Source organism: Tundrisphaera macrotermitis, assembly GCF_051175315.1.
In the GTDB taxonomy this organism is placed as follows: Bacteria; Planctomycetota; Planctomycetia; order Isosphaerales; family Isosphaeraceae; genus Tundrisphaera.
On record NZ_CP195100.1, the window covers coordinates 889,900 to 907,703 of the forward strand.

General features: G+C 70.4%; 18 protein-coding genes. 4 read left to right on the top strand and 14 right to left on the bottom strand.

The window, feature by feature from the left end:
- Nucleotides 1–67: 67 nt before the first annotated feature.
- The gene (gene pdxH, locus TA3x_RS03915; protein WP_435018797.1) at nucleotides 68–706 is read right to left on the bottom strand and encodes a pyridoxamine 5'-phosphate oxidase; all 639 of its coding nucleotides are present in this window, start codon (nucleotides 704–706) and stop codon (nucleotides 68–70) included.
- A gap of 144 nt (nucleotides 707–850) precedes the next feature.
- Here pdxH and TA3x_RS03920 point away from each other — a divergent pair, with 144 nt between their 5' ends.
- The 3 genes from TA3x_RS03920 to TA3x_RS03930 all read left to right on the top strand — a co-directional run bounded on the left by TA3x_RS03920 (nucleotide 851) and on the right by TA3x_RS03930 (nucleotide 3,819).
- The gene (locus TA3x_RS03920; RefSeq protein WP_435018798.1) at nucleotides 851–1,795 is read left to right on the top strand and encodes a sugar phosphate isomerase/epimerase family protein; all 945 of its coding nucleotides are present in this window, start codon (nucleotides 851–853) and stop codon (nucleotides 1,793–1,795) included.
- Between the two features lie 466 nt (nucleotides 1,796–2,261).
- Nucleotides 2,262–3,284, top strand: coding sequence for a DUF1559 domain-containing protein (locus tag TA3x_RS03925; protein ID WP_435018799.1), 1,023 nt, complete (start codon nucleotides 2,262–2,264; stop codon nucleotides 3,282–3,284).
- A 157-nt stretch (nucleotides 3,285–3,441) separates the two neighbouring features.
- Nucleotides 3,442–3,819, top strand: a complete 378-nt coding sequence (locus TA3x_RS03930) for a hypothetical protein (protein ID WP_435018800.1) — start codon at nucleotides 3,442–3,444, stop codon at nucleotides 3,817–3,819.
- A 98-nt stretch (nucleotides 3,820–3,917) separates the two neighbouring features.
- Here TA3x_RS03930 and TA3x_RS03935 read toward each other — a convergent pair whose 3' ends face one another.
- From TA3x_RS03935 to TA3x_RS03960, 6 genes are all read right to left on the bottom strand, one after another.
- Nucleotides 3,918–5,216 carry a DUF1501 domain-containing protein gene (locus TA3x_RS03935; RefSeq protein ID WP_435018801.1) on the bottom strand — a complete coding sequence of 433 codons (1,299 nt, stop codon included), beginning with the start codon at nucleotides 5,214–5,216 and terminating at the stop codon, nucleotides 3,918–3,920.
- A gap of 46 nt (nucleotides 5,217–5,262) precedes the next feature.
- On the bottom strand, nucleotides 5,263–7,914 hold the full coding sequence (locus TA3x_RS03940; RefSeq protein ID WP_435018802.1) for a DUF1549 and DUF1553 domain-containing protein: 2,652 nt from the start codon (nucleotides 7,912–7,914) through the stop codon (nucleotides 5,263–5,265).
- Complete coding sequence (locus TA3x_RS03945) at nucleotides 7,911–8,510, bottom strand: hypothetical protein (protein WP_435018803.1); 600 nt, start codon at nucleotides 8,508–8,510, stop codon at nucleotides 7,911–7,913. Before TA3x_RS03945 ends, TA3x_RS03940 begins: the two co-directional genes overlap by 4 nt.
- Nucleotides 8,511–8,513: 3 nt before the next feature.
- A complete protein-coding gene (locus tag TA3x_RS03950) occupies nucleotides 8,514–9,017 on the bottom strand; it encodes a hypothetical protein (RefSeq protein WP_435018804.1) in 504 nt (167 codons plus the stop codon).
- A 4-nt stretch (nucleotides 9,018–9,021) separates the two neighbouring features.
- A complete protein-coding gene (locus tag TA3x_RS03955; RefSeq protein ID WP_435018805.1) occupies nucleotides 9,022–9,573 on the bottom strand; it encodes an RNA polymerase sigma factor in 552 nt (183 codons plus the stop codon).
- A 102-nt stretch (nucleotides 9,574–9,675) separates the two neighbouring features.
- On the bottom strand, nucleotides 9,676–10,947 hold the full coding sequence (locus TA3x_RS03960) for an SGNH/GDSL hydrolase family protein (RefSeq protein WP_435018806.1): 1,272 nt from the start codon (nucleotides 10,945–10,947) through the stop codon (nucleotides 9,676–9,678).
- Nucleotides 10,948–11,130: 183 nt separating this feature from the next.
- Here TA3x_RS03960 and TA3x_RS03965 point away from each other — a divergent pair, with 183 nt between their 5' ends.
- A complete protein-coding gene (locus TA3x_RS03965) occupies nucleotides 11,131–11,769 on the top strand; it encodes a PHP domain-containing protein (RefSeq protein ID WP_435018807.1) in 639 nt (212 codons plus the stop codon).
- A gap of 27 nt (nucleotides 11,770–11,796) precedes the next feature.
- On the opposite strand, the gene TA3x_RS03970 is transcribed toward TA3x_RS03965, so the two are convergent.
- From TA3x_RS03970 to TA3x_RS04000, 7 genes are all read right to left on the bottom strand, one after another.
- Nucleotides 11,797–13,083, bottom strand: a complete 1,287-nt coding sequence (locus TA3x_RS03970; protein WP_435018808.1) for a rhomboid family intramembrane serine protease — start codon at nucleotides 13,081–13,083, stop codon at nucleotides 11,797–11,799.
- The gene (locus TA3x_RS03975; protein ID WP_435018809.1) at nucleotides 13,076–13,675 is read right to left on the bottom strand and encodes a DUF1802 family protein; all 600 of its coding nucleotides are present in this window, start codon (nucleotides 13,673–13,675) and stop codon (nucleotides 13,076–13,078) included. The genes TA3x_RS03970 and TA3x_RS03975 overlap by 8 nt, the downstream gene beginning before the upstream one ends.
- On the bottom strand, nucleotides 13,672–14,670 hold the full coding sequence (locus TA3x_RS03980; protein WP_435018810.1) for an NAD(P)H-dependent glycerol-3-phosphate dehydrogenase: 999 nt from the start codon (nucleotides 14,668–14,670) through the stop codon (nucleotides 13,672–13,674). Before TA3x_RS03980 ends, TA3x_RS03975 begins: the two co-directional genes overlap by 4 nt.
- Before the next feature lie 36 nt (nucleotides 14,671–14,706).
- Nucleotides 14,707–15,390 carry an HAD family hydrolase gene (locus TA3x_RS03985; RefSeq protein ID WP_435018811.1) on the bottom strand — a complete coding sequence of 228 codons (684 nt, stop codon included), beginning with the start codon at nucleotides 15,388–15,390 and terminating at the stop codon, nucleotides 14,707–14,709.
- 89 nt (nucleotides 15,391–15,479) lie between these two features.
- The gene (locus tag TA3x_RS03990; RefSeq protein ID WP_435018812.1) at nucleotides 15,480–16,415 is read right to left on the bottom strand and encodes a hypothetical protein; all 936 of its coding nucleotides are present in this window, start codon (nucleotides 16,413–16,415) and stop codon (nucleotides 15,480–15,482) included.
- 342 nt (nucleotides 16,416–16,757) lie between these two features.
- Nucleotides 16,758–17,348: a hypothetical protein gene (locus tag TA3x_RS03995; protein ID WP_435018813.1), complete on the bottom strand. Its 591-nt coding sequence runs from the start codon at nucleotides 17,346–17,348 to the stop codon at nucleotides 16,758–16,760.
- 52 nt (nucleotides 17,349–17,400) lie between these two features.
- Nucleotides 17,401–17,784, bottom strand: coding sequence for a lipopolysaccharide assembly protein LapA domain-containing protein (locus tag TA3x_RS04000; RefSeq protein WP_435018814.1), 384 nt, complete (start codon nucleotides 17,782–17,784; stop codon nucleotides 17,401–17,403).
- Nucleotides 17,785–17,804 lie beyond the last annotated feature (20 nt).

Below are 17,804 nucleotides of genomic sequence, written 5' to 3' on the forward strand. Positions count from 1 at the left end.
CTATACCTCGCACTCGGGGCGAGGCAAGCGAGGCTGCGACGGATCAACATCGGGCCGCCCCCGGATCTCAGGGGGCGAGTCGCTCGATCTTCCAGGCCCCGGCCGGGTCGCGGCGATAGATCACCCGGTCGTGGAGCCGGCTCCGGCGACCCTGCCAGAACTCGATCGAGGTCGGGATGACGCGATAGCCGCCCCAGTGGGGCGGGCGGGGGATCTGATCCTCCGGGAATCGCCCGATGACCGCCTCCATCTCCGCTTCGAGGTGGGCCCGGCCCGGGACGACCTCGCTCTGCCGGGAAACCCATGCGCCCCGCTTCGAGCCGACCGGCCGGCCCCGGAAGTAGTCGTCGGACTCGGCGGTCGAGACCCGTTCGACCCGACCTTCGACGCGGACCTGGCGCTCCAGCGGCTGCCAGAAGAACACCAGGGCGGCGAGCGGGTTGGCGTCGAGTTCTTTGCCCTTGCGCCCGTCGTAGTTCGTGAAGAAGACGAAGCCCCGATCGTCGGCGCCGCGGAGCAGGACGATCCGCGCCGAGGGGATGCCGTCGGCGCTGGCGGTGGCCACCGTCATGGCGTGCGGCTCGGGGATCTCGGCCTCGCTGGCCTGGTCGAGCCACGCCTGGAACTGGCGGATCGGGTCGCGGTCGACGTCGCGTTCGTCGAGGCGGGCCTTGGTGTATTCCTGTCGCGCGTCGGTCGGCGTCATGGCGGCGGTTCCTGGCCTCGAAGGGGCGGCGAACCCTGATTTTATCATGAGGGGGCCGGGGCGTGGAGTCGGCCCAGCCCTCGCGATACGATCGTGGCCCGGCATGTACCGGGCGGTTCGGCGGGGTCGATGGGGGGCGGGATCGTGGAACGGTCACTCAGCAGGCGGGGATGGATGGCGGCCGGCGCGGGGATGGTCGGGGTCGCGGCGGCGGGCGGTCCCGCGCGGGTCATGGCCGCCGAGAGGCCGCCGGGCGAGCCCTTCGGGTATTGCCTGAACACCAGCACGATCCAGGGCCAGGCCGTCCCCCTGATGGAGGAGATCGCGATCGCCGCCGAGGCGGGCTACGACGGCATCGAGCCCTGGATCCGCGAGATCGACAAGCACGTCCAGTCGGGCGGGTCGCTGGCGGACGTCGGCAAGAAGGCCCGGGATCTCGGGCTGTCGATCGAGGATGCCATCGGCTTCTTCGACTGGGCCGGGGACGATGACGCCCGCCGCGCGAAAGGGTTGGAGGAGGCCCGGCGGAACATGGAGATGGCCCGGGCCATCGGCTGCACGCGGATCGCCGCCCCGCCGTTCGGCGTGACCGATCGCACCGACCTCGACCTGCGCCGGGTCGCCGAACGCTACCGGGCGCTCGCGAAGCTCGGCGCCGAATTCGGGGTGACGCCGCTCGTCGAGGTCTGGGGCTTCTCCAAACCCCTGGGCCAGCTCGGCGACGCCGCGATGGTGGCGGTCGGGTCGGGAGTCCCCGGCGCGGCGATCCTGCCCGACGTCTATCACCTCCGCAAGGGAGGAACAGAGGTGGGCGGACTCGGCCTGCTCCGGGGCTCGGCCATCGGGATCTTCCACATGAACGACTATCCGGACACGCCCATCGGCACGCTGACCGACGGCGATCGGGTCTATCCCGGCGATGGCATCGCCCCGCTCGGCCGGATTCTCCGCACCTTGAGGGAGGTCGGCTACCAGGGCATGCTCTCGCTCGAACTGTTCAACAAAACCTACTGGAAACGGGACGCCCGCGAGGTGGCCAGGACCGGGCTCGCCCGGATGAGAGCGGCGGTGAACTCCGCGTTCGCCTGACTTCGTTGGTACGCTGTTGTTTTTTCGCGACATGAGGTCCGGATGGCCGCCGGGAGGCTGGCGGCCCTCTGACCCATCTTGCCAATCGGAGTGGTGTCCGGAGCGACCCATCCTAAGTCTCGATTGGAATGAAATTTCGATGAAAGTCGTCGTGCCGATTCGGTCGGTGCGAAACGCTTGGAAGCCGACATGGATGCTGGCGAGATGTGTCAAATCTGCGAGACACCGAACGTAGGGAAGTTCTCGGGCTGAGCTTGCAGGTTCGTGCCCCGCTGGGCGAGTCTGGAGAAGCCAGGAGCCTACCCCGTCCGCGGGATTGCCCTCCCGGCGAAGAGTCGACCATCCATCACACTTCCTTCCCGATGGCTCGCACTCGACCGGCGTGTCCCCTCGCGCCGTCTCTTTCCGCCCACGCACGTCGTCATCCATTTCGCTCGAAACCGTCCGTTTCGACAGGAGCTCCCTCATGCGCAGCTCGCGATCCTCTCGCGGCTTCACTCTCATCGAGTTGCTGGTGGTCATCGCCATCATCGCGGTCCTGATCGCCTTGCTGCTGCCCGCCGTCCAGGCCGCGCGTGAGGCCGCCCGGCGGAGCCAGTGCGTCAACAACCTCAAGCAACTCGGGTTGGCCCTGCAGAATTACAACGACACGGTCCAGTCCCTCCCGACCAGCAGCCGTGGCTGGTGGGGGCAGTATCCCATGATGCTCCCGTACATGGAGCAGACGCCGCTGTTCAACGCGATCAACTTCAGCGTCAACGAGAACCTCAACGGCCGCACCATCAGCGGCGGCTCGCTGAACGGCACCGTGCACCAGACCACGCTGAACGTGCTCAACTGCCCTTCGGACATCGACCGGCTGACCAACATCCAGGGCCACCACAACTACGCGGGCAACTGCGGGTCCAGCTCCAACGCCTACTACGGGGCGACCATCTACGACGGGCCGTTCAGCAACCACCGCGGCGGGGGCGGCGAGGAGACGGGCAAGCCGAGCCAGTTCCGCGACATCATCGACGGGCTGAGCAACACGGTCGCCTTCAGCGAGCGGGTCAAGGGCTTGGGCGCCAACAACCCGGGGAACCGCGACCTGCTCAAGCCGGCGGCCACCTTCGTGGCGGTGAACATGAACGACGGCAGCGAGGCGTCGCGCACCCCGGCGGGCGGCAATGCCATCTGCAAGGGCGCACCGATGACCCCGACCGCGACCCTCGCCCCGGGCGATGCCAGCGGGATGTTCTGGACCAACGGGGCCCCCTGCACCAACCTCTACAACCACGTCATGACGCCCAACAGCTGGAGCTGCGCGACGTCGAACACGTGGAATGACTGGTCCGCCGCCACGGCGTCGAGCCGCCACTCAGGCGGCGTCAACTGCGCCATGCTGGACGGCTCGGTCAAGTTCATCAAGAACACCGTCGCCCCGGCCACCTGGTGGGCTCTGGGCACCCAGGCCGGTGCCGAGATCATCTCTAGCGACTCGTACTGATCCGGATGCCCGATCGGCCGCCCGCCGCGCCCGATCGCGCGGTGGGCGGGCCCGCGACGTTCCGTGACCCACCTTCGGCAATTCGAAGATCCCCCCGGGCCCGGCCGATCTCGGCCCGCCCGGCGGTCGGATCATTCAAGGCGATCCAGCGGAGCCCATGATGCGGACTCGGGACAGGGGACTGATTTTTCTGGCGACGGCGGCCGTCCTGGCGTCGACCTGGGGGTGCGGCGATGGGACGCCATCGGTCTCGTCGTCGAACGAGAAGGTCAAGGTCAAGGGGGTCGTCACCCTCAAGGGCAAGCCACTCGATCGGGGCACGATCCTCTTCGATCCGGCCAACGTCAACCGCCGGGACGCCCCGGCGGCGAACCTGGAGATCGGCAAGGACGGGACCTACAGCGGCGAGACCCTGGCCGGCGAGAACTCGATCATCGTCAACAACCCGACCATCGCGAAATCGCCCGCCCTCTCGGCCAATCGCACGGTGAAGACGCTGGATTCGGGCGAAAACACCGTCAACATCGAGCTGTAGGCGGCCCCGAAGCGAAACCCAGGTGAGAACGACGAAGGCCCGACCCATCGGCAATTGCGGATGGGCCGGGCCTCGTCGATCGTCCTGGCGGGAACCGCTCAGGCGAACAGTTCGGGGATGACCTTGCCGTTGCGGACGATGGCGATCGGCCGGCCGGACGTGGTCTTGTATTCCTTCTGAACGTCGATGCCGAGGGCGTGGTAGAACGACGCGGCCACGTCGTCCGGGGCGATCCCGTCGCCGGAGGCCGGGCCCATCGCCTTCGCGTCGCTGGCGCCGACGACCTGGCCGCCGGTGATCCCGCCGCCGCCCATCAGGACGCACATGGCCCGCGGGAAGTGGTCGCGGCCGGCTCGGGGGTTGATCTTGGGGGTCCGGCCGAACTCGCCGGTCACGAAGACCGCCGTGGTCTCCAGGATGCCCTTCTGCTCCAGGGCGTGGAACAGGCCGGAGAGGGCGGAATCGAGGTCGGGCAGGAGCTTCGTCTTGAGCCGGTCGAAGACCGACTCGTGGGTATCCCACCCGCCGCTGGACAGCGTGACGAACCGGACGCCCGACTCGATCAGGCGGGCCGCCAGCAGGCAGCTCTGGCCGATCGGGCTGGGGCCGAACGGCTCGACGATCGCGGGCGACTCCTTGGCGATGTCGAACGCGTTGCGGGACCGGGGGGAGCTGATGATGTCGTAGGCCCTCTGGGAGAAGCGGTCGAGGCCGTGGACCAGGTCGCTCTTCTCCTCGAAGCCCTGGAACGTCCGGTCGAGCTTCTTGAGCAGGTCGCGGCGCTTCTCGACCTCCTCGACGGTCAGGCCGTTGCGGAGCGTGATCCCGCGCACCGAGAACGGGACGCCCGCCTTGGGGGCCACCGCCGTGCTGAACGGGGCATACTCCACGCCGAGGTAGCCGGCCGTCTGCGGGGTGTCCGGGATCGCCACGAAAGGGGGCAGGTCGGGCGGGCCCCCCTTCTCCTTGGAGACGACCGGGCCGTAGCCGGGGAACTCCAGCGAGGGGATCGGCCGGTTCCCCGTGTTCATGTACTTGGTGCCGAACTCGTGCGCCGCCAGGCTGTGACTCACGCCCCGGAGGATCGCGAACTTGTCGGCGCACTTCGCCAGCTTGGGCAGGTGCTCGGAGATCTGGATGCCCGGGACATTGGTGTCGATCGGGTTGAACTCGCCCCGGAACTCGGACGGGGCGTCGGGCTTGAGGTCGAACGTGTCGATGTGCGACGGCCCGCCGCCCAGGTTGATGAAGATGGCGGAGGTCGCCTTGCCCGGCCGGACCGCCCCGGCCTCGGCCATCCGGAGGAATCCGGGCAGGGATAGCCCGGTCGCCCCCAGGACCCCGAGCCGGAGGAAGTCGCGCCGCCGCACGCCGTCGCAATACTGGTTCATGGACATGAGTCATCTCCCCTTCGAGAAGGATGCGATTCGTTCGGGCGGCGGATCAGTGGTTGGTCACGAATTCCTTGGTGTTCAGCAGGGCCCAGAGCACGTCGCGGAGCCCCCGGGCGGGGTCGGCCGCCCCGGCGATGTGGGCGTCGGCGGTGGCCGCTTCCTCGGGGGTCGGCGGCCGGCTCAGGGTGCGGAGGTAGGCCTCGCGGGCCCAGGCTGCCCGGGTGGCCTCGGACACCTTGGGCTTCGCCGCCGCGTTGTCGCGCGGCTCGCCCTTCCTCTCCCGCATCTCGTCGAGCCGGGCTTGCAGGACCTCGGCCCGCTTCGCCTTGCCCTCGGCGCGGAACTCCTTGATTTTCGTCTCGATCTCCCGGGCCGCCAGGTCGGCCCGATTCATCGGGGCGTTCGCCCCCGGGCGGGAGCCTCGGGCCAGCCCGGCGACCCAGCCGTCGCCGCGATCGATCCGGCTCCACAACTCGTTGTCGTTCTGGAGGAAGATCGACTGGAGCAGGTTGGGTTCGTTTGAGCGGTTACAGTCGCAGTTGGTCTCGCGGGTCGAGCCGCCGAAGACCCGGGCGGCGTAGTCGATCGCATTTTTCCCCTTGCCGGCGACCGAGCGGGATCCGATGGCGCGGCCCTCGATGTTGGTGGCCGCGGCGGCCAGGGCGGACTCGCCGGCGGTCGCCTGGGTCATGGCGTCGATCACGACCTCGGCCGGCATCCGGCGGATCACCGAGCGGCTGAAGTTGCGCTCATCGAGCGTGTTGGTCTCGTTGGCGTGCCAGCTCCGCTGATAGGCCTGGGAGTTGGCGATCTCGCGGTGGAGCCACTTCATGTCGAAACCGTGATCGACGAAGCCGTCGGCCAGGTAGTCGAGCAGCGGGGCGTTGCTGGGGGGATTGGCCAGGTTCATGTCGTCGGGCGGGTTGACGATCCCGGTGCCGAAGTAGGTCGCCCAGACCCGGTTGACGAAGGCGCGGGCGAAGTACGGGTTGTCCTTGCGGCGGAGCCACTCCATCAGCAGTTGGCGGGGGTCGCCGGCCCCGGCCAGCGAGACCTCGTCGCCGCCCAGCACCCGGGCCGAGACCACCCGGCCGGCCGGCACGTTCTTCTTGTTGATCTTGGCGGGGTCGACCGGGCGATTGGGCCGGCCGGCGATCGGGGCCACGAACACCTCGGTGAAGGGGACGACCTTCCCCTCGCCCGCCAGTTCCAGCAGCTTTCTCTGGCGCTGGCCGCCCATCAGCTTGTCGAGGCCCAGTTCCTCGGCCATCTCGCGGGTCTTCTGGCGGCCGTCGGGGGCGACGCCGTAGCCGACCGCCGTGAAGAAGTTGCCGAACTGGGTGAAGTCGTCCTGGGTCCACTGGTCGAACGGGTGCTTGTGGCACTGGGCGCATTCGAGCCGGACGCCCAGGAAGGCATAGCTCACGCCGATGGTCCGGTCCTCGGGCTTGCGGAAGTTGGTCCGCTCCCAGTAGTGGGCCATCGTCTCGCGGGCGGCGTAGTCGGCGGGATCCTTGTCGCGATAGTAGCTGGAGGTCTCGCGGACGAAGTCCTCGAAGCTCTGCTTGGGGTCGGTGCGGCTGGTGGCCAGGATCATGCCGGCGGCCAGGCGATCATAGGGGAGGTTGTCGCCGATCTTGCGGGCGAGCCAGCGATACCAGTCGTCGGAGAACTTCACCGGGCTGAAGTTGTTGATGATCGTCTTGGAGGTGTTGCCGGTGAAGTCGCCGATCTTGGTCGCCCACCACGCGGCGTAGGTCGGGCGGGCGAGCAGCTCGTCGATCTTGGCGGCCCTTTTCTCGGTCGAGGGGTCGGACAGGAACGACTCGACCTCGTCGGGCGTGGGCAGGGTGCCGGTCATGTCCAGGCTGACGCGGCGGAGGAATTCGGCGTCGGTGCAGAGGTCCGACGGGACGATCCCCAGCTTGCGGAGCTTGGCCACGATCAGCTCGTCGACCCTGGTGGCGGTCGCCACGGCCGGGTAGCGGTCGCCGACCTTGTCGGACACGGCCCGGAGGACCGGCACGGCGGCCACGCCGTTGTCGTAGAAGGCGACGACGTGGGTGTCGCCGGGGCCGACCGAGGTCATCACACCATTCTCGTCGACCTCGGCGATCGACTCGTCGTTGGTGCGGAACCGCGAGATGCAGGTCACGTCCTCGCTGGATCCGTCTTCCCAGTGGGCCACCACGCGGAGCGGCACCTTCTGGCCGGCCTTCTCGAAGACGACCTCGGCGGGGGTCACTTCCAGATGGTCGAACTGGGACGCCTTCTCCACGCCCTTGGCGCCGGACTCGATCCAGCGGGCGAGCAGGCGGTACTGCCAGCTCCCCTCTTCGAGCCGCTTGCCCCCCTTGTGGGGGATGCCCAGGGTCGCCTTCTGGAGGATCTTGCTCCCCTCCGGATCGTCGAGGCTGACGCGATCCGAATCCTTCTTGAGCAGGGTGTCGTGGTCGGCCTTGAAGTCGTAGCCGAACAGGGAGAGCCGCAGCCCCCCCTGCCCCTGGAACGAGCCGTGGCAGGACCGCGTGTTGCAGCCCACCCGGCCCATCAGGGGCAGGACGTGGCGCTGGAAGTCGGGATCTTCGGTCCCCTTGTCGTTGGCGTATCGCTCGGACACGGGGGCCAGAAGCTCGCCCCCGAAGGCCGGGAGCGGCAGGAGCAGGAGCAGCGGGCCGAAGATGGCGAGGCGACGGGTCATCGACGATTCCCCCCGGGGGCGGGTGCCTTGGCGGACGGGACGGGGGCGGCATTGCCCTCGGCCCCTTTCTTGGCGCGTTGGATCTTCTTCCTGGGCAGGGCGGCGCGGTAGCGGGCTTCCAGCGTGGCGTCGCGGTCGGACTCCAGCCGCTCCAGGTTGCGGCGGTGGTTGCGGGCGGCGGCCTCGGCCTGCTCGATCTCGAACCGTTGCAGGCGGATCTCGACGTCCAGCCCATCGGCGATCGCCTCGCGGAGCTTCGCCTCCGCCTCGGAGGACGGCTCGCCGGCCAGCCGGGCGGACAGCAATTCGACCCGGGTCCGGGCCTTCCAGGCGTCGAGCAGGAGCGGGTAGCGTGGGGCGTTGCGCTTCTGAAGCTCGACGAGGCGGTCGCGGGCCGGTGCCAGATCGCGGATCGCCTTGCGGTACTCCTTGGCGTTCATCGGCTTGAGGGCTTGCAGGAGCTTGGCCAGCTCGGGCTGGTGCTCGCCGACGAACGCGAGCACGTCGGCCTCGCGCTCCAGCCCGTCCTCCGCCCCCACGCCGGTCGCGGCGGGGACCAGGAGGCAGAAGGCCACGAGGGGGGCGGCGAGCTTCATGGCTCAATCCTCCTGCGAGAGTGATTCGGTGGGGTCGGCCGTGCCGTCGCCCGAGGCGGCGATCAGCAGCCACGAGGGGGGGGCGGCCGATGTCTCGACCTCCGCGTCGGCCGGCTCGGCGACGACGGCGAGCAGTTCCGCGTCGATCGGGCCGGGCTCGCGTCCCCCGCGCAGGTCCGACCAGGCCTGGACGATCTCGGCGATCGGGGGCCGATCCGGGGCCGGCGCCGGGGCGGGACGCAGTGCGATGAGCGAGGCCCCGACCAGTCCGGCCGCGGCGGCCAGGCCGGCCAGGCGGCGGGTCGGGAGGCGGAGGGGAGACGGGCGCGAGGCGGCCGTGGGGGCCATCGCCACGACCTGGGCCATCCCGATCGCCCCGGCGACGGCCTCGCGGGCCGATTGGTCCCGATCCAGGCGATCTTCGAAGGCGGCCCGCCCGGCGTCGTCCATCTCGTCGGAGACGTAGAGGAAGGCCAGCCAGTCCAGGTCATCGATTGCGGGCCGCATGGATTCAGGCTCCGGGGCTCATGGTTCGCTTCAACTTCTCCAGGGCCCGCCGCATCCGGGTCAGGACCGTCCCCAGGGGGAGGCCGAACTCTCCGGCGATCTCGGCGAACGTCTTGTCCTCGTACATCCGGGCCCAGACCACCTTCCGTTGTTCCTCGGGGAGGGCGTCCAGGGCGTCCCGGACCCGGGCGACCGTCTCGCCCTGGATCAGCGGATGGTCGGGGCCCGACTGGTCCGGGGGGCGGAGCCCCGCCAGCCGGAGCCGCCCCCGGTCGCGCGAGGCATCCTTCCGCCGGGCCGCCAGGGCCTCGTGATAGGCGACCCGGAACACCCACCCCTTGAAGGTCTCGGCCCGGGCCAGGTGTCCCGCCTCGGCGGCCTTCAGGTAGGTCGTTTGGACCAGGTCGTCGGCCAGGGCCGGGTCGCGGACCACGCCCAGGACGAACCGCCGAAGCTCATCGCCGTGGGCCTGGTGGAACGCGGCCATCCGCGAAGGGCCATCGCCCGCCGCCGCGTCGGCCTGCTCCTGCCCGGCGATCGCCTCCCGTTCCGCCATCGGCGACCCACCTTTCCCACCATCTACGATGCGCGGGGGGGCCGGATTATTTCGCGGGCCATCGGCCACGGGGAGGAAGAGGCTCCCCGTGGCTCGTTCGGCTCAGCCCTTCGGCTTGAGCGTGAAGGTGTGGGGCCTGGGCTGGGCGGCGGCACGCTGATCGTCGACGATCGCCGACTCCAGCCTGTCGAGGCCCCGGAGCGCCTCGCCGAGCCGGGGATCCTTGATGTCCTGGTTGGGCACCTCGACCTGCCTCCAGCGGAGGTTGTGCAGCGCCGAGTGCCGGAGCGTCAGATTGTGGACGTCGGCCGCCTGGCGGGCCATCGGCGTGGGCAGCGTCGCGAGGTTCACGCCCTGGGCCAGGGCCGCCCCGGTGAAGGTGCCGACGGGCGCGCCGTCGATGGACAGGGTGTATTCCTTGGCTCCATCCCAGCCCTTGACCTGGACGATCTGCCGGTCGAGGGCCTCGACGATGTCGGACGACTGGACGGCCAGCGCGGTGGCCGGGTCCTTGAGGTCGATCGGGAACGGGAGCGCCTCGTCCTTCTGGGTCCAGCGCAGGCCATCCCCTTCGGCGGCGAGGTCCGTGACGACCGTGTTGTTCGCCTGGACGTCGGCGGGGGCTCCCGGCTTCGCCTCGATCGTCACGGTCGACACGACGGCCGGGGCGTTCCACGCCTTGAGCAGGGCGGCGGCCATCAGCAACTGGCCGCCGAGGCCGGGGTGGACCCGGTCCGGGTTGAGCTTCTCGGCCCCCTTGGGGTCGCTGGCGAACGCCTTCTTGGTCGCCTCGACGACCGGGGCGTTCAGGTCGGCCACGCCGGCCCCTTCCTTCTCGGCCAGCTTCGCCACGAAGTCGCCGTAGCGGACCAGGACCTGGTTGTAGCCCCCCTCGAACTTCGGCTCTCGGGTCACGTCATCGAACGGCGAAGGCCGGATCAGGGTCAGCCGGACGCCCGGCAGGTCGGCCTTGAGCTTCTCGACAATGTGTTCATAGCCCTTGGCGTAGGTATTGAAGATCTCGTCGCGGAACTGCTGGTAGCTCGCGTCGTTCATCCCGAGCATGACGGTGACCACGGTCGGCTTGTAGGCCACCACGTCCCGATTCAGCCGGAGGTCGATCGGGCCTCCTAACCCGCCGCCGACGCGGTCGCCGCCCCATCCCGAGTGGATGAACGACACGTCGGATTTGGGGAACCGGGTCACGACGAAGGTCTCGGCGAACGTCGTGTAGAGCCTCTGATCGGTGATGCTGTCGCCGTAGAACACGACGCGGTCGCCGGGCTTGATGGCGAACGGCTTCGGGCCGTCCTCGGCGGCGGCCAGGGTCGGCCAGGCCAGGGCCGAAAGGACGGCGAGGTGGGCGAGTCTCATGCGGATCTCCGGGTTGTCGATGCGGGGTGGTTCGGCAGGAACGTCGATGATAGGGGGGCGGGGTGCCGGTTCCAAGCGGCGAATGGCCCGGCGGGATCACTTGCGGTTGACCTCGACAATCCCGGGCGGATCGACTTAGTCTGGATCCCTCGGACGACCCCCCACCCCGCGAGCTGCCCCGTCATGGCGAAGATCGACCACCACCTCCACACCACCCGCCACTCGCCCGACAGCATCATCGAGCCCGAGGTCCTGATCCGGAGGGCCCGCGAAGCCGGGCTGGACGGGGTCGTGATCACGGAGCACGACCGCCAGTGGGCGCCGGACGAGCTGGCGGACCTGGCCGCGCGGGCCGAGGGGCTGGTCGTGCTGTCCGGCGTGGAGGTCTCGGCCCGCGAGGGGCACTTCCTGGTCTACGGGCTGCCCGACACCCGGGACGTCGGCCCGGGGATCGGGCTCGCGGAACTCCTCGCGGTGGTCCGCCGCCACGAGGCGGCGATCGTCGCGGCCCACCCGTTCCGCTGGGATCAGGACTTCGCGGGGATCGTCTCCGCCCACGGCCCGGCCTTCGATGCCGTGGAACTGGCGAGCAACAACGTGTCGGTGGAGACGCGGCGCAAGGCCGAAGAATTGCTCCGGGCCATCCCCATGGGGACGACCGGATCCAGCGATGGGCACGAGCCCGACGCGATCGGCTGCTACTACACCGAGTTCCCGGGGCCGATCCGGACCATGGCCGAGTTCGTGGCCGCGATCCGCCATCAGACCGGCCGCCCGCGCCATCGCGCCGGGGCCTGGCAGGCGTGCGGCCCGATCGACTGAGCGATCCGGTCCGATTTGACGGCCCGGTCAGGGCTGCTGCAGGCCGGCCCTGAGCCGGGCATTCTCGCTCGCCGATCGCTCGTTGTCGTCGCTGAGGGCTCGGATCACCGCGCCCGCCGACGTGGCGAAGTCGAAGGTCTCGGCGTAGGTCGGGGGGGATTGGAGCGACCGGCGTCCCAGCTCGCGGAGGCGGGCGAACTCGCCGGCGACGTCCGGCCCCCACAGGTCGATCGGGATGCTCTCCAGCAGGGGGAGCATCTTCGCCATCGCCGCGTGGTCCTCGACGGCCTGCCTGGCCTCTTCCCCGGGGTCTTCGCCCGGCGATGGGGCCGTGGGCGGGATGCCGAACCAGTCGCGGATCGCCCACTCATCCAGGGGTTCCGGTCCCGCCCGCAGCGCATCCCGGGCGTAGAGCTGGGAGAAGTTGGGCAGCAGAGGCAAGACCGTCTGCTCCGCCTGGAGCCGACCGGTGACCGCTTCGATCCTCCGGTTCAGCCGGATCTCGGCGAACGCGTCGCGGGCCTGCGCCGTCGCGCACCAGGCGACCAGTGCGATGCTTCCCGCCCAGGCGGCCCGGCGGAACCATCGCGCCTCGACGAGCCGGAGCAAGGGCCGATGGACGAAGCCGAGCAGGATGCCGACGATGGCCCCGCCGGCATGGCCATAATTGTCGATGTACTGGGGCAGGAACGCGCCCAGCAGCGCCGTGGCGATCAGCAGAATCGCCATCTGGTCGCGGAGGTAGGAGCCCATCCGGGTGCGGGACCGCCACCCGACCACCAGGATCAGGCCCATCAGGCCGAGCAAAATCGTCGAACCGCCCAGGCTCTGGGCGTTGACCCCGCCGCCGGGCGGCCCGCCGAAGAGTTGATGGACGGCGTTGGGCCAGAGTCGGGCGACCGCGGACCCCTCGATCGCCGGGCGGATCGAGACCATCCCCTGCCGCATCAGGCCGCTGAGCAGATTTCCCAGCCCGCCGATGGCCAGACACGCCGCCAGGAACGGGCCCGACCGATACCACGGCTCGATCAGGCGGCCCAGTTGCACGAGGCCCAGCAGGTTCAGGCCCAGGTGGATCAGGCTGCCGTGGAGGAACGTCGCGGTCAGGGCACGCCAGACCTCGCCCCGGCGGATCTCCCCCCAGGATTGGGCCCCGAAGTAATGGCTGGCCTCCCCGCCGACCGGCCAGGGGCCGAGCAGGGAGCTGGGCGGGGCGTGGCCCCACTGCGCCTGGAACAGGTGCATCGCCACGAAGACCACGACCCAGGAGCCGGCCAGCGCCATCGTGGCGGGGCACTCGCGAAGGTCATCCACCACGGGACACCGTCGATCCCAGGGGCGGGTCCAGCAGGGATCTCAGCCGGCCCAGCCGCTCGGCCGAGGCCCGGTCGTCCAGGACGGCGACCAGCCCGGCGGTCGAGGGCGGGTCCTCCAACGGGACCCAGGTCTTGCAACCCAGGTGGGCCGGGGTCACGGCGACGGTCGCGGGCTCGGGCCGGCGATAGGCCCGGACGGCCAGCGCCCAGAGGCCCGGCCTGCGGTAGTGGAACCGGCCGAGGATCGTCGACTCGGTCCAGTCGTGGAACGGCTCCAGTTCGGCCAGCTGCTCGATCCGCTCGACCCGCCCGACCCATTCGACCACCGCCAGGGTGTCGATGGCCACCGACGCCGGGTCGGGCGCGTGGCGCGGCCGGGCGGGGGTGCGGAGCCCCTGCTCGGCCTCGTGGACGTGGGTCGGGTAGAGCCAGAAGGCCGGATGCTCGGGCAGGAAGCCGCCCGGCCCCTCGGACACGCCCCCTTTTCGGAGGATCAGCGATTGGCGTCCCTCGGCCAGGGCGTCGCAGACCCCGGCCCACTCCTTGAAGGCGATCGCGCAGGCTCCGGGCAAAGGCGAGGCGGCGGTCACGACGGCCACTCCTCCTTGGGGTAGCGGTCCAGCAGGTCGACCACGGCGGTCTGGGGCGGCTTGCCTTCGAACAGGATGGCGTGGAGCTCGTCGGTGATCGGCATCACCACTCCCCGTTGACGCGCCCAGAGGTGGACGTTCCGCGTCGTGGGGACGCCCTCGGCGACGTTGGCCGATCCGGCGAGGATCTCGCCCAGGGACAGGCCCCGCCCCAGCCCTTCGCCCACCGCGCGGTTGCGGCCGAACGGGCTGTAGCAGGTGGTCACCAGGTCGCCGACCCCGGCCAGGCCGTAGAACGTCGATTCCCGGGCCCCCTGGTCGACGGCGAATCGGGTCATCTCGACCAGGCCCCGCGTCAGCAGGGCCGCCTTGGCATTATCGCCGAACCGGAGCCCGTCGCAAATCCCCGCGGCGATCCCCAGGATGTTTTTCAGGGCCCCGGCCAACTCCACGCCGATGGCGTCGGGGTTGGTGTAGACCCGGAGGGCGTCCCGGTTCAGGGCGTCGCGGACCTGGACGTTGAGCGCCGCGTCGGGGCCGGCCACGACGACCGAGGCGGGCAGGCCCCGCGCCAACTCCTCGGCATGGCTCGGGCCGCTCAGGATGGAGACGGGCCGGGGGCCGAGCGCCTCGGCGATGATCTGGCTGGGCCGGGCCAGGGTCTCGTTCTCGATCCCCTTGATCACGCTGAGCACGGGGACGCCCCCCGGCACGCGCTCCCGGAGGTCGGTCATCCTGGCGCGGAGATAGGCCGAGGGGATCGCCGCGACCAGCAGGTCGGCGCAGGCCGAGGCGTCGCAGGCGTTGGGGGTGATGCCGACCTCGGGCGGGATCTCCACGCCCGGCAGGTGCCGGTCGTTGCGGCGGGTCCGGGCCATCTCCGAGGCCCGATCCGGGTCGCGTGCCCAGACCTGGACCGCGAGCCCGGCCCGGGCGAACAGGATCGCCAGGGCCGTGCCCATCCCACCCGCACCCAGGATCGCAACCCGTTTCATGATGCGTCCATCCGTCGTGAGCCGCGGGAGCGTCGATCAGCCGCGAGCCCGGAGCTCGCGGGCCAGGGCGTCGGCATCGATGCCGGCCAGGGTATCGACCACCCGATCGGCCCCGGCCTCGCGCAAGGCCTGGGCATCGGTCGTGGTCGTCACGCCGATGGCGAGCATCCCGGCCGCCTTGGCCGCGCGGATGCCGACCGGGGCGTCCTCGAAGACCACCGTCCGGGCCGGGTCGACCCCCGCCCGGCTGGCGGCGAGCAGGAAGACCTCGGGGTCGGGCTTGCCCCGGCGGATGTCCTCCAGGGCCGCGATCGCCGCGAAACGCCCCGAGAGCCCGGATTCGGCCACGGTCAATTCGAGGTTGGCCCGGGTCGCGCTCGACCCGATCGCCAGCAGGACACCGGCCCGGGTCAGCCCGTCGATGAGGTCGCGGACGCCGTCCATCAGGGCGATCTGGCCGGTCGCCAGCTCGCGATAGTGGACCTCCTTGAGGTCGCCGTAGCGGGCGATGTCGGACTCGGCGGCCTCCTCCCCCAGGAGCTTGCGGAAGATGCTGGGGTTGGTCATCCCGAAGGTCTCGCGGACGAAGTCGGCGGTGATCGGGAGCTTTTCCCGCCGGCCCAGCTCGACCCAGGATTGCTGGTGCAGGTCGAGCGAATCGACCAGGACGCCGTCATGGTCGAAGATGGCCAGCACGGGAGGCTCGGAGGTCGGCGGCACGGTCGATGGTCCTTCGCGGGGCCTCGCGCCGGGTGACGGGCCGGCTTCGGGGCCGGGATTATACCAGGTCGGCCGGGCGGAAGGGAGCCTCACGACGCGGGATGGGGCCGCCAGTCGCCGTGGGCGAGTTGGATCGCGATCAGGAGGGGCCCCTGGGCGGGGGCCGCGTCCCTGGCCTGTGCGCGCAGCCGATCCGCCTCGGCCCGGGCCTTCCTGGCCTCCAGCCCCATCGAGAGCCCGAGGACCAGCGACGGGACGATCGTGCCGACCGCCGCGGCCACGGCCCAGAACCAGGACCGGCCGATCGCGTGGGTGTTGGCGGCCGGCGTGTTCAGGCCGCCCAGCCGGGCCAGGTCGATCTCCGCCGCGACGGGCCTGGCCTGCTCCGCCTCCGACTCCAGGATCCGCGTCCGGACGGCGACCCGCTCGGCCGCCAGGCCGCGGAGGTCGACCTCATCGAGGTGAGGGTCCAGGGCCCCCTCGGCCTTCCGCTCCGCGTACCCCCTCCAGGTGCGTTCGATTTCGTCGGACCGCGCCCGAAGCTCGACGAGGCGGATCCCCGCCTGATTGCGGACCTCCGCCTCCGAGGCCAGGATCGCGCTGGCTCGGCGGCGGCCGATCGATGCGGCCACGGCCTCGACGATCCGGGGGGCCTGATCGGGCGTGCCCCGCGCCGACAGCCGGATCAGGGACATCGCGGGGATGGGCTCGACCCGCAGGGCGTCCCGGAACCAGGGGATGTCCCCCAGCGCCGGATCCTCGGCGGCCCCGTTCATCACGTCGTCGGACGCGACCAGATGGGCCAGGGTGACCAGGGACTCGGCCGATTCGCCGGGCTGGGCGGCCACCTTCAGGAGGAGCGACGACTCGTAGGTCGACATGGCCAGCACGTAGGCCGTGGACAGGATGACCCCGACCAGCAGGAGGGACCAGGTCATCACCTCCAGCCCGCGATGGCGGAGGGTCCGCAGGAGCAGGCCCGCGGTTGCGGGGCGCCGGCCCCGGATCGTCGTTCGCCTCGTCATGGGCATCTGGCCCCCGAAGCCTGGTCCTTCCGAAGATCCGTCCCGACGCCGCAGCGGCCCGGACCGATCTTATCGCGGCGATCGCCACGGCGGAAGGGGCTCGGGCCGGGGGGTCAGCGGGGGCCCATTGATTCCGGAGTTCTGGGCTCCGGGTGGCTGTGGTTGGCTTGCCAACCACGGCGCCGACGAGCCCGCCCGGCGATCGATGGCCGGCGTCGATGATCCCTGGCCCGGTGCCGCGATGGCCATCATCCCAGGATCGCGTCGCCGGCGCCGTGGTTGGCAAGCCAACCACAGCCACCCAGGACCGCCGGACCAAAGGCCAAATGAGAAGGCATAACCTCAGCGGACCCGGGCGGTCGAGGCGGCCTTGCCCCGGGCGACGGGCAGCCACCGGCCGTCCTCCGGCTCGTCGCGTCGTCCCTGGGGGCCGAGGTCGCGCTCGCGGTCCCGATCCCGATCGCCGCGACGGGTCGGGGGGCCGAGGTCGAGGATGTCCTCGGAGGGCCGACTGGTCGATGGCCGGGGTATCGAGGCGGCGGGCGGCTGGCGGCGCCGGGAGTTGTTGATCGTCTTGACCGGCGGCGGGATGTCGTCATCGAGCGACGACCGCGACGCCCGGCCCAGGGCGGTGGTGTCCCCCCCCTGGCGGGTGATCAGCTCCTTGGCGTCATCGAGGCGGGCGGCCATCTCGCCGTTGGCGGCCTCCTCCTGGACCAGGCGATCCTCGATCCGGGTGTTCTCCGCCTTCAGCTGGGCGATCTCCCGCCGCAGGGTCTGGTTGTCGCCTTCGAGCTGGGCCACGCTGGTCTTCAGGGTGCCCATCATCCCCTGCCTCGACGCGATCGGGCCGGGGTTGGCGCAGCCGCCCAGGACGAGCAAGATGCCCAGGACGGCGCCGAGGTTGAGCAGGCGGGCAGGAGGGGTCGCCATGTTCAGAGCCATCCTCGGGTCGGATCGAGACGAGACGGGGCGTCGGACTCGGTCAAGGCCACGGGTTGTTGTGATGGAGACCGTCGCCGGTCTTGGCCGCATAATCGGGCGGAGGCAGGTCGTCGACCGGCGTCGGCTTCCCGTCCTCGGGCGGAGGCAGGTCGGGCTCGGCGCGGGCGTGGCGGATCGCCAGGACGACCGCGAAGACCAGGGCCGTCGCCACCGAGCCGACCAGGGCACTCAGCAGGATCACCAGCCCGGTCGTGCTCCGCAGGTTGCCCAGGCCGAACGGGAAGGCGATCGTCACCTGCTCGTTGTTGGTCAGGACGAACCAGAGGATCAGCCCCAGGACCACGGCCAGCGCCACGATCCGGCGATAGATCCAGAGGTTGCGGATCAGGGAGCGGCGACGTCGTCGATAATAGGGAGAGCCCACGACCGTCCTCCGTCCGTCGA

Excerpts from the sequence above, each read along its gene's own strand:
- TA3x_RS03980 (WP_435018810.1), bottom strand. The coding sequence starts at position 14,670 with ATGAAACGGGTTGCGATCCTGGGTGCGGGTGGGATGGGCACGGCCCTG.
- TA3x_RS03960 (WP_435018806.1), bottom strand. The coding sequence starts at position 10,947 with ATGAGACTCGCCCACCTCGCCGTCCTTTCGGCCCTGGCCTGGCCGACC.
- TA3x_RS03950 (WP_435018804.1), bottom strand. The coding sequence starts at position 9,017 with ATGCGGCCCGCAATCGATGACCTGGACTGGCTGGCCTTCCTCTACGTC.
- TA3x_RS03990 (WP_435018812.1), bottom strand. The coding sequence starts at position 16,415 with ATGACGAGGCGAACGACGATCCGGGGCCGGCGCCCCGCAACCGCGGGC.
- pdxH (WP_435018797.1), bottom strand. The coding sequence starts at position 706 with ATGACGCCGACCGACGCGCGACAGGAATACACCAAGGCCCGCCTCGAC.
- TA3x_RS03955 (WP_435018805.1), bottom strand. The coding sequence starts at position 9,573 with ATGGCGGAACGGGAGGCGATCGCCGGGCAGGAGCAGGCCGACGCGGCG.
- TA3x_RS03940 (WP_435018802.1), bottom strand. The coding sequence starts at position 7,914 with ATGACCCGTCGCCTCGCCATCTTCGGCCCGCTGCTCCTGCTCCTGCCG.
- TA3x_RS03925 (WP_435018799.1), top strand. The coding sequence starts at position 2,262 with ATGCGCAGCTCGCGATCCTCTCGCGGCTTCACTCTCATCGAGTTGCTG.
- TA3x_RS03935 (WP_435018801.1), bottom strand. The coding sequence starts at position 5,216 with ATGTCCATGAACCAGTATTGCGACGGCGTGCGGCGGCGCGACTTCCTC.
- TA3x_RS03995 (WP_435018813.1), bottom strand. The coding sequence starts at position 17,348 with ATGGCGACCCCTCCTGCCCGCCTGCTCAACCTCGGCGCCGTCCTGGGC.
- TA3x_RS03945 (WP_435018803.1), bottom strand. The coding sequence starts at position 8,510 with ATGAAGCTCGCCGCCCCCCTCGTGGCCTTCTGCCTCCTGGTCCCCGCC.
- TA3x_RS03930 (WP_435018800.1), top strand. The coding sequence starts at position 3,442 with ATGATGCGGACTCGGGACAGGGGACTGATTTTTCTGGCGACGGCGGCC.
- TA3x_RS03965 (WP_435018807.1), top strand. The coding sequence starts at position 11,131 with ATGGCGAAGATCGACCACCACCTCCACACCACCCGCCACTCGCCCGAC.